General features: G+C 68.6%; 12 protein-coding genes. 9 read left to right on the top strand and 3 right to left on the bottom strand.

Annotation, left to right across the window (positions count from 1 at the left end; all coding sequences use genetic code 11):
• Nucleotides 1-11: 11 nt before the first annotated feature.
• The 3 genes from RS85_RS09290 to RS85_RS09280 all read right to left on the bottom strand — a co-directional run bounded on the left by RS85_RS09290 (nucleotide 12) and on the right by RS85_RS09280 (nucleotide 4,585).
• Nucleotides 12-2,561 (bottom strand): DEAD/DEAH box helicase, encoded by a 2,550-nt coding sequence (locus tag RS85_RS09290; protein WP_046013169.1) that lies wholly within the window; start codon nucleotides 2,559-2,561, stop codon nucleotides 12-14.
• A gap of 160 nt (nucleotides 2,562-2,721) precedes the next feature.
• On the bottom strand, nucleotides 2,722-3,435 hold the full coding sequence (gene deoD, locus RS85_RS09285) for a purine-nucleoside phosphorylase (RefSeq protein WP_046013168.1): 714 nt from the start codon (nucleotides 3,433-3,435) through the stop codon (nucleotides 2,722-2,724).
• Between the two features lie 112 nt (nucleotides 3,436-3,547).
• On the bottom strand, nucleotides 3,548-4,585 hold the full coding sequence (locus RS85_RS09280) for an FUSC family protein (RefSeq protein WP_046013167.1): 1,038 nt from the start codon (nucleotides 4,583-4,585) through the stop codon (nucleotides 3,548-3,550).
• Nucleotides 4,586-4,850: 265 nt separating this feature from the next.
• On the opposite strand from RS85_RS09280, the gene RS85_RS09275 reads away from it, so the two are divergent.
• The 9 genes from RS85_RS09275 to RS85_RS09235 all read left to right on the top strand — a co-directional run bounded on the left by RS85_RS09275 (nucleotide 4,851) and on the right by RS85_RS09235 (nucleotide 13,095).
• Nucleotides 4,851-5,306, top strand: coding sequence for an SRPBCC family protein (locus tag RS85_RS09275; RefSeq protein ID WP_046013166.1), 456 nt, complete (start codon nucleotides 4,851-4,853; stop codon nucleotides 5,304-5,306).
• Between the two features lie 177 nt (nucleotides 5,307-5,483).
• On the top strand, nucleotides 5,484-6,215 hold the full coding sequence (locus tag RS85_RS19870; protein WP_200894814.1) for an AAA family ATPase: 732 nt from the start codon (nucleotides 5,484-5,486) through the stop codon (nucleotides 6,213-6,215).
• 876 nt (nucleotides 6,216-7,091) lie between these two features.
• Nucleotides 7,092-7,535 carry a helix-turn-helix transcriptional regulator gene (locus tag RS85_RS20185; protein WP_046013164.1) on the top strand — a complete coding sequence of 148 codons (444 nt, stop codon included), beginning with the start codon at nucleotides 7,092-7,094 and terminating at the stop codon, nucleotides 7,533-7,535.
• Between the two features lie 76 nt (nucleotides 7,536-7,611).
• A complete protein-coding gene (locus tag RS85_RS09260; protein WP_017831237.1) occupies nucleotides 7,612-7,815 on the top strand; it encodes a cold-shock protein in 204 nt (67 codons plus the stop codon).
• Between the two features lie 362 nt (nucleotides 7,816-8,177).
• A complete protein-coding gene (locus tag RS85_RS09255) occupies nucleotides 8,178-9,203 on the top strand; it encodes an iron-siderophore ABC transporter substrate-binding protein (RefSeq protein ID WP_046013163.1) in 1,026 nt (341 codons plus the stop codon).
• Between the two features lie 32 nt (nucleotides 9,204-9,235).
• Complete coding sequence (locus RS85_RS09250) at nucleotides 9,236-10,279, top strand: FecCD family ABC transporter permease (RefSeq protein WP_046013162.1); 1,044 nt, start codon at nucleotides 9,236-9,238, stop codon at nucleotides 10,277-10,279.
• Between the two features lie 2 nt (nucleotides 10,280-10,281).
• On the top strand, nucleotides 10,282-11,349 hold the full coding sequence (locus RS85_RS09245; RefSeq protein ID WP_046013161.1) for a FecCD family ABC transporter permease: 1,068 nt from the start codon (nucleotides 10,282-10,284) through the stop codon (nucleotides 11,347-11,349).
• Entirely contained in the window at nucleotides 11,346-12,146 is an 801-nt protein-coding gene (locus tag RS85_RS09240; RefSeq protein ID WP_046013160.1) for an ABC transporter ATP-binding protein, read from the top strand. Before RS85_RS09245 ends, RS85_RS09240 begins: the two co-directional genes overlap by 4 nt.
• A complete protein-coding gene (locus tag RS85_RS09235; RefSeq protein ID WP_046013159.1) occupies nucleotides 12,136-13,095 on the top strand; it encodes a siderophore-interacting protein in 960 nt (319 codons plus the stop codon). Before RS85_RS09240 ends, RS85_RS09235 begins: the two co-directional genes overlap by 11 nt.
• Nucleotides 13,096-13,195: the final 100 nt, after the last annotated feature.

Raw genomic sequence — 13,195 nt, 5'->3', positions numbered from 1 at the left:
AGGGGCGGCGCTCAGAGCCGGTCGACGCCCGTCACCGTGACCACGGCCTCGCCGGCCTCATCGGATGCCGCGAGGTCGACGGTCGCGGAGATGCCCCAGTCGTGGTCGCCGGCGGGATCGTCGAAGATCTGGCGGGCGGTCCACTGTGTCGCGCCCTGCTCGAGGATGAGGAGCTTCGAACTGCGGGCATCCGCGCCGGTGAGGATCTCGTCGTGCTCGGCGAAGTAGCCGTCGAGAGCGGCGTCCCAGGCCTCCGCTCCGAATTCCTGATCGAGTTCAGCCAGGGCATCCACGTCTTCGCGCGCCGCCAGCTGCACCCGCCGGAACAGTTCGTTGCGCACGAGGATGCGGAAGGCGCGCACGTTGCTCGTGAGGCGTTTGGGCGCGGGCGGCACGATCGGCTGATCGCCCTTCGACAGGCTCAGGGACCCCTTGTCGAAGCGGCCGTTGTCGATACCCGCGCGAAGTTCTTCCCACTCGTCGAGCAGACTTGAGTCGACCTGCCGCACGAGCTCTCCGAGCCACTCGATGAGGTCGCGGAGGTCTTCGTTCTTCGCCTCCTCCGGGATGGTCTGCGAGGCCGCGCGGTACGCGTCGGAGAGGTAGCGGAGGACCACGCCCTCCGACCGTGCGATCTTGTAGTACGCGACATATTCCCCGAACGACATGGCCCGCTCGTACATGTCGCGGACGACCGACTTCGGATGCAACTCGAAGTCTCGGATCCAGGGCTGCGCGGCGCTGAACGTCTCGAACGCTGCCGTGAGCAGCTCATCGAGCGGCTTCGCGTAGGTGATCTGCTCGAGCAGCTCCATCCGCTCGTCGTACTCGATGCCCTCCGACTTCATCGCCGCGACCGCTTCGCCGCGTGCGAGGAACTCCTGCTGGCTCAGCACCGCACGCGGGTCGTCGAGAGTCGACTCCACGATGGAGATCATGTCCAGCGCGTAGTTCCCCGTTCCCACCCCGCTCTGGGTCGCTGAGCTCGTCGAAGCGTCGGGGTCGAGCAGGTCGAACGCCGCCAGGGCGAACGGCGACAGCGGCTGGTTGAGCGCGAAGTTCGGCTGCAGGTCGACGGTGAGACGGATCTCACCGGCATCCGTCCGTTCGACGATCCCCGATTCCCGCAGCGTGCGGTAGATCCCGATGGCGCGGATGGCCAGTTCCCGCTGTCGTGCACGGGGCTCGTGATTGTCGTATACCAGGGAGCGCATATTCGCGAACACGTCGCCGCCGCGGGCGATGACGTTGAGCATCATGGCGCTCGTGATCTGCATGTGAGACGTCAGCGTCTCGGGCGTCGCGGCGATGAGCTTGCGGAACGACGGCTCGCCCCAGGAGACGAAGCCGTCGGGCGCCTTCTTGCGCACGATCTTCCGTTTCTTCTTCGGATCGTCGCCCGCCTTCTTCACCGCGGCCGCGTTGTCGCTCTCGTGCTCGGGTGCCTGGGCAACGACCGTGCCGGCGGTGTCGTAGCCCGCTCGCCCGGCGCGACCCGCGATCTGATGGAACTCGCGGGCGTTCAGCTGCCGCATCCGGGTGCCGTCGAACTTCGTCAACGCCGTGAGGAGCACGGTCCGGATCGGCACGTTGATGCCGACGCCGAGAGTGTCGGTGCCGCAGATGACCCGCAGCAGACCGCGTTGAGCGAGCTGCTCGACGAGACGGCGGTACTTCGGCAGCATGCCCGCGTGATGCACGCCGATGCCGGCGCGGAGGAAGCGCGAGAGGGTCTTGCCGAACGCGGTGGTGAACCGGAACTCTCCGATGAGGTCGGCGATCTGATCGCGCTGCTCACGCGTCGCGACCTTGGTGCTCGACAGTGCCTGCGCGCGCTCCATCGCGGCGGCCTGCGAGAAGTGCACGACGTAGACGGGGGCCTGTCCCGTGCTCAGCAGGTCGTCGATCGTCTCGTGGATCGGCGTCGTCTCGTAGAAGAAGTGCAGCGGCACGGGACGCTCGACGCCGGTGACCGAGGCAGTCTCACGGCCGGTGCGGCGCGTGAGGTCCTCGGCGAGCGTGGTCACATCGCCGAGGGTCGCCGACATCAGGATGAACTGCGCCTGCGGCAGCTCGAGCAGCGGCACCTGCCACGCCCACCCGCGTTCGGGGTCGGCGTAGAAATGGAACTCGTCCATGACGACCTGGCCGACGTTCATCTCGGTGCCCTGGCGGAGGGCAAGGTTCGCGAGGATCTCGGCGGTGCAGCAGATGATCGGAGCATCCGCGTTCACCGACGAGTCACCGGTGATCATGCCGACGTTCTCCGCCCCGAACACGTCGACCAGCGCGAAGAACTTCTCGCTCACGAGAGCTTTGATCGGTGCCGTGTAGAAGCTGCGGCGGCCCGACACGAGGGCGGCGAAGTGCGCGCCGACGGCGACCAGCGACTTGCCGGTGCCGGTCGGCGTCGACAGGATCAGGTGGTTGCCCGAGACGATCTCGATGACCGCCTCGTCCTGCGCGGGGTAGAGCCGGATGCCGGTCGACTCCGCCCATTCGACGAACGCCAGGTAGACGGCATCCGGGTCGGAGCCGTCGGGGAGTTCGTCGAGGAGCATCCTTCGATCATCCCACCCCGGCCGGTACCGACCTGCGGGCGTTCACAACTCAGCAAGAACGCGGCGCATGGGGCTGTGAACCCGGATTCCGAAGAGATGCGGAGGATTCTTGCTGAATTGTGAACACGTCGGCGGCGGCACCACCCGCGCCAGACGCCGATCAGCCCGCGGTCGCCGCCCGCAGCGCAATGCGGATCATGTCGCCGAACGTCTGCTCGCGCTCCAGTGCGGTCGTCTCCTCACCGGTGATGATGTGATCGGACACGGTGCAGATGCTGAGGGCCCGGCGTCCGTGGTACGCGGCGAGCGTGTAGAGGCTGCTGGTCTCCATCTCGACGCCCAGCACCCCGTGCTGCACGAACGGCCCGTTCAGCTCGGGCCGGGTGCTGTAGAACTGATCGCTCGAGAGCAGCAAGCCCACGCGAACAGCGGATGCCGGTGGCTCGGCCTCACTCGCCTCGACGGCTGCTCTCAGCAGGGAGAAGTCGGCGACCGGCGCGTAGTCGAGCCCGTGGAAACGCACCCGGTTCATCCCCGAGTCGGTGCAGGCGCCGTTCGCGATGATGATGTCGCGCACCGCGAGCTTCTCGGTCAGCGCGCCGCACGACCCGACGCGCACGATGGTCTCGACGCCGTAGGAGTCGAACAGCTCGTTCGCGTAGATCGCCATCGAGGGCTGGCCCATGCCCGAGCCCTGCACCGAAACGCGGTGTCCTTCCCAGGTGCCGGTGAATCCCAGCATCCCGCGGGTCTCGCTGTAGAGCTCGGCGTCGTCGAGGAAGGTCTCCGCGATCCACTTCGCCCGCAACGGGTCGCCGGGGAAAAGGACGACGGGGGCGATCTGACCGGGCTCTGCGGCGATGTGGGTGCTCATGGACGTCAGCGTAACCCTGCCGATCGGCCCCTCTTTGTGCGAGCCACCCCGCTGCGAACGTTCACAGAGGGGCCGCTCGCGCACGAGGGGGCCGCTCGGCAGGCAGGAAAGCTCACTCCTCGTCGAGCAGCCCGGCATGGATGCGGCGAAGGTCCTCGAGCAGCGAGCCGATCAGGATCCAGTGCTGCGACGACGGCGGGCGCACGACCAGGGGAGCCGTGAGCGCCGGTATCGCCGACGTCAGCGGCTCCGGCTCGGGGGTGACATCCGCGATCTGCACCGCGAGCCGCACGTCGTGTCCGGCGCGGCGGAGCTGTTCCGCGATCGCGGCCACGGCGGGCTCTTCTCCGATCGAGTCGTCGTAGCGGTCGAAGTAGGCACGCGTCATGCCGATCGTCTGCGTCACGATCGGTGTCAGACGATCCAGCAGCTGCCGCATCTCTCGCAGTTCCGCCCGATGCGTGGAGCGGCGCGGGTTCAACGTGAGCGACTCCTCGCCGGCGGCGATGGATGCCGCGGCGGCATCCTTCATCGGCCGGAGCAGCCGCACCTCGAGCATCAGCTCCTGCAGTCTGGCGGGAGTCTGCGGCTCGGGCAGCGCGTCGGCCAGTCGGTCGAGGCTCGCGGCGAGTTCCCTTCCGAGCAGCCCGAGGTCGCGCCGCGCGGGGGCGACGAGCACCGGCGGCACGATGAGCGCGTTGACGACGATGCCGATCGCGACCCCGATGAGCGTCTCGACGATGCGGGCGAACGCGTACTCGGGGCTGGACGACCCCAGCGCCAGCACGAGCATCGCTGAGATCGCGATCTGGTTGCCCGTGCCGGGGGACGTGCGGAAGATCCAGGCGACGAGCATCGCCACGACGATGGCGAGCAGCACGACCCAGCTCGGCGACCCGAACAGCAGGCCGAGACCGACGGCGATCAGCACGCCGACGATCACTCCCATGCTGCGCTCGAGCGCCTTCGACAGCGACTGGTTCACGCTCGGCTGCACCACCAGCAGCGCGGCGATCGCGGCGAACACCGGCAGCTGCGCAGGGAACACCCAGCCCGCGACGAGCCAGGCCGCGATCGTCGCCGCCGCCGACTTCGCCACCTGCAGCAGCGAGGAGCGCTGCGAGGAGCGGATGGCGGCAGGGATGCGCATGTCGACAACGGTAGTCGTGCGGATGCCGCGGCAGGGGGTGGGCGTTCCGGTCGCAGTTGCTGCCGCCACGCTCGCTTCCGGTCGCAGTTCGCGCCGCCTCACACGGTTCCGAACGGCAGAAAGTGCGACCGGAACCGCGGCGACGGAAGAAGCTTCCCGATCCGGTGAGCGACTGCCCCGGCCACCGCTGTCAACCCCTTCGCCCTTCCTCGTCGAAGCCTGCTGAATGGAGACACACGAACGACGAACAAGTGAGGAGCATCACATGGTGCAGATCATCGAGACCATCGACGTGGACGTTCCCGTCAACACCGCCTACAACCAGTGGACCCAGTTCGAGAGCTTCCCGAAGTTCCTCGACGAGGTCGAGTCGATCACGCAGATCGACGACACCCACACGCGCTGGAAGGTGAAGGTCGGCGGCGCGGAGCGCGAGTTCGACGCCGAGATCACCGAGCAGCACCCTGACGAGCGCGTCGCCTGGACCAGCACCGGCGGCGAGACCGAGCACGCGGGCGCCGTGACCTTCCACAAGCTCACCGAGACGTCGACGCGCGTCACGGTCCAGATCGACTGGGAGCCCGAGGGCCTGCTCGAGAAGCTCGGTTCCCTCGTCGGAGCCGGCTCTCACGCGGTCAAGAAGGACCTCCAGAACTTCAAGGAGTTCATCGAGAGCCGCGGCGCCGAGACCGGCGCCTGGCGCGGTGACGTCCCGGCCTGACCGGCATCCGGAGTTCGAGGGCCCGGACGCAGCTTCCCGCTGCGTCCGGGCCCTTCTTGTGTGCGCGGAGGAATGCGCGTCTAGGCACCGGCATCCGGAAGATAGGGCATCCGTCCGATGTCGGCGGGGTACCTCAGAGCGGAGTGTAGGGATACAGCAATCCGTCGAGGAGAAGTCATGTACGAGCACCCCTGCATCAGCCACCAGGTCACCCGCTTCGAGCAGGAGCAGATCGAGCGTGCCGCCGAGCGGCGTCGCTTCCTGCGGGAGCACGCCGATCAGATCGTCCCGCGTCCGGCAGGACCGATCCGGCGGATGCTGCGCCGGATCGTCGGCGGAGGAGCGGATGCCGCGCCGCGCGAGGTGCTGACGGCGGCGCCACGCGCGGCGCAGTCGGTCCGCCCGAGCCCGCGGTCGGGAAGCGCGCGGCCCGCTGCGGCGCGCCATCGACGACTGCGTCGGGGTCGGATGCGGGCCCGTGGGCGCGACGGCCCGGTGAGTATCGCCCCACCTCTGCCGCCAGCGGAGTCGACCCCGGATGTCCGTGGGGAGTGGGACGATGTCTCCATGCCCTCGTTCGCACCGAGCTTCGCGATGGTCGGTCGCGATGCCGAGCTCGGCGTGGTGCGCCGTCTGCTCGACGGCGCGCGAGAGGGCGTGCCCGCCGCGCTCCTCGTCGAGGGCGAAGCGGGCATCGGCAAGTCCCGCCTGCTGCGGGAGTTCACCGCCGAGATCGCGTCGAAGCCGATGTGCATGTCGGCTGGTGCCTCGATCTCGGGGCGTCGCGCACGCCGTACGGTCCGCTCACCGGCATCCTCCGCTCGATCGTCACGCGCCTCGGGGTCGAGCGCGTCCGCGAGTCGCTCGGCGACCGCCCGGCCGACGACCGGCTCCGCGCGACCATCCTGAACACGCTCGCCAGCCGGCACATGATCGCCGGGCGTCTCGAGCAGAGTCTCGCCCTGGGGATCGAGGCCGGCGAACTCGCGCTCCGCGCCGGATCCGACGATGAAGCCTCGATCGCGGCGAACGTGCGCGCGGCGTCTCATTCGCACTCGGGGCGCCTCGAGGACGGCTTCCGCGAGTACGAGCTCGCGCGGCGTCTCGGGCGAGGCTCGACGGCCGAGCTGAAGTACCGGGTGAACTTCTCCGATCTGCTCACGCTGCTCGGCCGCTATCGCGAGGCCGTCGAGCTCGCCGAAGAGGGCCTCGCGCGGTCGCGCACGTATGGCGTCGAACGCACCTCGGGCTCCGTGATGACGCAGAACATGGCGGTGCCGCTGCTCGAACTCGGCGAGACCGAGCGCGTCGAGGAGATGCTCGCGCGCGAGCTGGCGCAGAGCACGCTGCGAGTGTTCCGCATGTACACGACCATGACGCGCGTACGTCTGCTGTCCTGGCGCGGACGGCACGAGGAGGCGGCGGAGATCCTGCGCGAATCCCTCCCCGCCTTCCGCGAGACCGGGACGGTCGAGAGGCAGATCTGGTACGACACCGTCGTGATGGAGGTCTCTGTCGCCGAGAGCGCCGGCGATCCCCAGGGCGCTCTCGATGCGATCCTCGCGATGCTGGCCGACGAGGGCCCGGTGCTGCTCCACCAGCGTCGCCTCCTCCTCCAGTCGGGTTGGATCATCGCCGACCTGCGCGCCGCCGGACGAGACGTCGACGCCGGGCGCGACGATCCGCGCGGCATGGGAGGCGCAGAGTGATGAGCTACGCGTCTCGGCGTGGTCGGATATCCTCGACGCCCTCCTGGCGCCCACGAGCCACGGCCTCGCGAGAGCCATGGCGATCGCCGACGGCGACGACGCGCCAGTGACGTTCCGCGCTGCCACGCGTCTCGAGCTGGCCCGGCTCCGGGTTCGCGAGGGGGATCGCTCCTCCGCGGCTCTGCTGCTCGCCGAAGACGCAGACATCGCCGAACGCCTCGGACACGCCCAGCTGCAGCGATCGGCCGCCGTGTTCGCCGACGCGGCGGGGCTCAGCACAACCGCGTCGGCCTCCGAGGCCGACGCTCTCACCGCCCGCGAGCGGCAGGTGCTCGAGCTGATCTCCGAGGGCCTGAGCAACCGTCAGATCGGCGAGCGACTCTTCATCAGCGTCAAGACCGTGAGCGTGCACGTGTCCGCGGTGCTGCGCAAGCTGGGCGTCGGCACGCGCACCGAGGCAGCTCTCTTTCAACAGAATTCGACGTTCTCTGCGCAACGCCAGCCAGCCGTGGTACCGTGAGCAAGCGCGCGTATCGGATGTTCCGATTCCGCGTAGGCCGTGCAAACGGCTAAGTCAAACAGAAAGTAGAAAACACATGGCCACTGGCACTGTGAAATGGTTCAACGCTGAAAAGGGCTTCGGCTTCATCGCTCCCGATGACGGCTCGGACGACCTTTTCGCCCACTACTCGGCTATCGCCGGCTCCGGTTTCAAGGAGCTCCGCGAGAACCAGAAGGTCGAATTCGACGCTGAGCGTGGCCCCAAGGGCATGCAGGCGGCGAACATCCGCGCTCTCTGAGCGCGCGCTGACTTCCTGAACCGGCCGGACCCCTCGGGGTCCGGCCGGTTTTTCGTGCGTCCGGGGTTGAGCGGTCGGCAGCTTCTGCGGCCACTCGGAACTTCTGCGGCCAAAACTGGCCCTAGAGGCCGCAGAAGTTTGAGTTGGCCGCAGAAGTTGGAGCGGCGGCAGTCCCGAGAGGCCGCAGAAGTTTGAGGATGGCCGCAGAAGTTGGAGCGGCGGTCTCGCCGAGACGGACGATCGGCCTGTGACGGCCGCGACTGAGGCATACCTAACCATCTGTTAGATTAGGGCAGGCTTACCAAAGCCTCGGGCGCGGATCTCGCGCCGACACCTCACACCCGAACCCGAAGGGAACGCCTGTGCGCACCTCCCGATTTCTCGCCATCGGCGCCGCGGCTGCGCTCGTCGTCGGCCTGGTCGCCTGCTCATCCAACGCCCCGGAGTCCACTGCCTCCGCCGGCGGCAATCCGGCATCCGACGATGCCTTCCCCGTCACCATCGAGCACGTATACGGCGAGACCACCATCGAGAAGAAGCCCGAGCGCGTCGCCACGGTCGCCTGGGCCAATCACGAGGTGCCGCTGGCCCTGGGCATCGTCCCGGTCGGCATGAGCAAGGCCACCTGGGGCGACGACGACGACAACGGCATCCTCCCCTGGGTCGAGGAGAAGCTCGAAGAGCTCGGCGGCGAAGAGCCCGTGCTCTTCGACGAGACCGACGGCATCGACTACGAGGCCGTCGCCGACACCGCACCCGACGTGATCCTCGCCTCCTACTCCGGCCTCACACAGGAGGAGTACGACACGCTCTCCAAGATCGCTCCGGTCGTCGCGTACCCCGAGGTCGCCTGGGGAACCCCGGTCGACCAGATGATCGAGCTGAACGCGAAGGCTCTCGGGCTCGAGGAAGAGGGCGACGCCCTCATCGAAGACCTGCAGGCCGATGCGGATGCCGCGCTCGAGGCGAACAGCGCGCTCAAGGACAAGAAGGTCCTGTTCTCGTACATCGACCCGGCCGACCTGAGCCAGATCGGGTACTACACCGCGATCGACACACGCCCCGGGTACATCAACGAGCTCGGTCTGCCGTTCCCGTCGATCGTCGAGGAGAACGCCGACAGCAAGGAGTTCTACCTCACCGTCAGCTCCGAGGAGGCCGCGAAGTTCGACGACGTCGACCTGTTCATCACCTACGGCGACGACTCGATCATCCCGCTGCTGCAGGCCGACCCGCTGCTGTCGAAGATCCCGGCCATCGCCGACGGCCGCATCGCCGTCCTTCCGGATGCCTCGCCGATCGCGGCATCCGCCAACCCCTCGCCGCTGTCGATCCCGTGGGGCCTCAGCGATTACCTCGCCATCCTGGCGGCTCCGCTCGCTCCGTAATCCCACGTCCGCACACGCGGAGTGAGTACTCAGTGATCTCAGCAACAATCACCGCGCCGGGCGCCGCAGATCTGCGGCGCCCGGCAGTGGTGCGCACGGTCTGGCTGCTGGTGGGCGTCGCACTCCTGGTCGTCCTCAGCATCCTGTCGATCTCGTTCGGCGTGCGCGCCGTCGCGTTCGACGATGTCGTCGCCGCTCTCAGCGGCCAGACCGACACCATCGAACAGGCTGCGATCGTCAAGCGCATCCCCCGCACGGTGCTGGCGCTCCTCGTGGGCGCGGCGCTCGCGCTCTCGGGGGCGACCATGCAGGCCGTCACGCGCAACCCGGTGGCGGATCCCGGCATCCTCGGCGTCTCGAACGGCGCCTCGCTCGCGGTCGTGGTGGGCCTCGCGCTCTTCGGTCTCAGCGACCCCTTCGGCCAGATGGCCTTCGCGATCGTCGGCGCCGCGCTGGCCGCGACCTTCGTCTATACGGTGGGCTCGCTCGGCCGCGGCGGTGCGACGCCGCTGAAGCTCGCGCTCGCGGGGGCCGCGACCTCGGCCGCGTTCGCTTCGCTCGTCACCGCCCTCATGCTGCCGCGCGTCGACCTGTTGCAGTCGTTCCAGTCCTGGCAGGTCGGCGGGGTCGGCGGTGCCGAGTGGCCCCGTATCGCGCTCACCGCTCCGGTCCTCGCGCTCGGCGCCCTCATCTGCTTCCTCTCTTCGCGGGGGATGAACTCCCTCGCTCTCGGCGACGACATGGCCAAGGGGCTCGGCGAGCACGTCTTCCGCACGCGGATGCTGTCGGCTCTCGGGGCCGTGATCCTCGCCGGGGCGGCGACCGCCATCGCCGGCCCGATCGGCTTCGTCGGCCTCGTCGTTCCGCACGTCTGCCGGATGCTGATCGGCACCGACCACCGCTGGCTGCTGCCGTTCTCGGCCATCCTCGGCGCCGCACTGCTGACCGCGAGCGACATCGTCGGCCGCGTGATCGCCCCGTCGTCCGAGGAGATCCAGGTGGGCATCATCACCGCGATCATCGGGGCCCCGTTCTTCATCTGGATCGTCCGACGTCAGAAGGTGCGCGAGCTGTGACCATGACCGAGCACACCCTTCACCGCTCCGAGGAGTCGGCGACCGACCGCGTGGCGCGCGTCATCGCGGGTCGCCGTGCGCGCCATCGCCGCCACGCCGTCGCGACCATCGTCCTCGCCGTCGTGCTCTTCGTGCTCTTCGCCGTGTCGCTCATGGTCGGCAACACGTTCTACACGCCCGACCAGGTCATCCGGGTGATCCTCGGAGAGACGGTGCCGGGAGCATCCTTCACCGTCGGCGATCTTCGTCTGCCGCGTTCGATCCTCGCGATCCTCACCGGGATCGGCTTCGGCATCGCCGGCGTCGCCTTCCAGACGCTGCTACGCAATCCGCTCGCGTCTCCCGACATCATCGGCATCTCGAACGGGGCCAGTGCTGCAGCGGTCTTCGGCATCATCGTGCTCTCCGTCAACGGCCCGGTGGTCTCGCTGCTGGCGCTCGTGGGTGCCATCGTCACCGCGCTCGCCATCTACCTGCTGTCGATCAAGGGCGGCTTCGCCGGCACGCGCCTCATCCTGATCGGCATCGGCGTCTCGATGATGCTGCAGAGCGTCATCTCTTACCTGCTGTCGCGTGCGCCGAACTGGGACATCCAGGTCGCGATGCAGTGGCTCACCGGCAGTCTGAACAGCGCCTCGTGGGAGCGCGTCGCGCCGATGGCGATCGCGGCCGCCGTGATCGTGCCCATCCTCCTGCTGCAGGGGCGTTCGCTCGGCGCCCTGCAGCTGGGCGACGACTCAGCCGCGGGTCTCGGCGTGCGCGTGAACGCCACGCGGCTGCTGTTCATCCTCAGCGCCGTCGCGCTGCTCGCCTTCGCGACCGCGGCCACCGGGCCGATCGCCTTCGTATCGTTCATGGCCGGGCCCATCACCGCCCGTCTGACCGGACCGGGCGCGAACCTGCTGGTGCCGAGCGCCTTCGTCGGCGCGGTCCTCGTCCTCGGCAGCGACCTGATCGCGCAGTTCGTGCTGGGGACGCGATTCCCGGTCGGCGTCGTGACCGGCGTGCTGGGCGCGCCGTACCTGATCTACCTTCTCGTCCGCACCAACCGCTCCGGGGGTTCGCTATGACCGTGTCGCACACGCTGTCCGCCGAGGGGGTGACGCTCGCCTACGGCGATCGCATCATCATCGACGGACTCGACCTTCAGATCGCGCCCGGGCGGATCACGACGATCGTCGGCGCGAACGGATGCGGCAAATCGACGCTGCTCCGCTCTCTTGCACGGCTGCTGTCGCCCAGCGAGGGACAGATCGTGCTCGACGGCAAGTCGGTGCACGCCCGCCCGACGAAGGAGGTCGCCCGCATCCTCGGGCTGCTCCCGCAGTCGCCGATCGCGCCGGAGGGCATCGCGGTCGCCGACCTCGTCGGCCGTGGACGGCACCCGCATCAGAAGGCGCTCGCCCGGTGGAGTGCGCACGACTACGAGGTCGTCGCCGATGCGCTCGACGCGACCGGGGTCACCGACCTGGCCGACCGCAGCGTCGACGAGCTGTCGGGCGGACAGCGTCAGCGCGTGTGGATCGCGATGGCGCTCGCGCAGGAGACCGACATCCTGCTGCTCGACGAGCCCACGACGTTCCTCGACGTGGCGCACCAGATCGAGGTGCTCGACCTGCTCACCGATCTGAGCGTGTCCCGCGGCACGACGATCGTCATGGTGCTGCACGACCTCAACATGGCCGCCCGCTACGCCGACGAGCTCGTCGCGATGAAGGAGGGCCGCGTGCACGCGACCGGCTCCCCGCAGGACGTCATCACCGCAGACATCGTCCGAGAGGTCTTCGGACTCGCCAATCAGATCACCACCGACCCGGTTTCCGGCAAGCCGATGGTCACACCAATCGGGAGGCATCATGTCCGCTGAGACGACCACGACCGAGCGCCCCACCTACATCCTCACCCGCGTCGAGGTCCGCGCCGTCGACCGGGTCTCGCCCTCCTTCGTGCGCGTGACCTTCGGCGGCGACGAGTTGGATGACTTCGGCACGCCGGGCGAGGTGTTCGACTCGCGCATCAAGCTCGTCTTCCCGCCGGCATCCGGCATCCTTCCGGAGATCGACCGGTCCTCCGACAACTGGTGGCAGGCGTTCCTCGCCGTGCCGGAGGCGGAGCGCGGCTCGATGCGCACCTACTCGGTGCGCGAGCTGCGGGTGACGGATGCCGGCACCGAGGTCGTCGTCGACTTCGTCCTGCATCTCGAGCCGGGGCTCACGGGCCCGGCGTCGCTGTGGGCCAGCCGGTCCGCGGTCGGCCAGGAGCTGTACCTCGTCGGCCCCCGCCGCGGGGTGGATGTCGGTGCGCACGGCGGTGCGGAGTACGAGTCGGGCAGCGCCCGCTCGGTCGTGCTGGTCGGAGATGAGACCGCGGCTCCGGCGATCGCCCGCATCCTGGAAGACGCTCCCCGCGACCTGCGTGGCGTCGCATTCATCGAGGTGCCTTCCCCCGCCGACATCCTGCGGATCGACGTGCCGACGGGTGTCGAGGTGCACTGGCTGCCGCGCGATGCCGGAGAGCTGCACGGGCTCACGCTCATCCCCGCCGTGCTCGAGTACCTCGGCGATGCGGATGCGGACGAGGAGATCCGCGTGACCGACATCGACAGCGAGGATCTGGTGTGGGAGACGCCCGATTACTCGGGTCTCGGCGAGGCGATCGCCGCCGTGGATGCCGCCCCCGAGCGCTACTTCTGGATCGCCGGCGAGAGCGGTGTCGTCACGACGCTGCGCCGCCACCTCGTGAAGGACCTCGGGATCGACCGCGGGCAGGTGGCCTTCATGGGCTACTGGCGCCGCGGCGTCGCGATGCGCGGCTGACGCTTTTCGTCTCGGGCAACTTCTGCGGCCCTACACAACTTCTGCGGCCACATCGCTCGGATGTGGCCGCAGAAGTTGGAGATGGCCGCAGAACTCCGCG

The organism is Microbacterium sp. SA39 (assembly GCF_000967865.1).
Taxonomy (GTDB): domain Bacteria; phylum Actinomycetota; class Actinomycetes; order Actinomycetales; family Microbacteriaceae; genus Microbacterium.
This window is presented reverse-complemented; position numbering and strand designations above follow the sequence as displayed.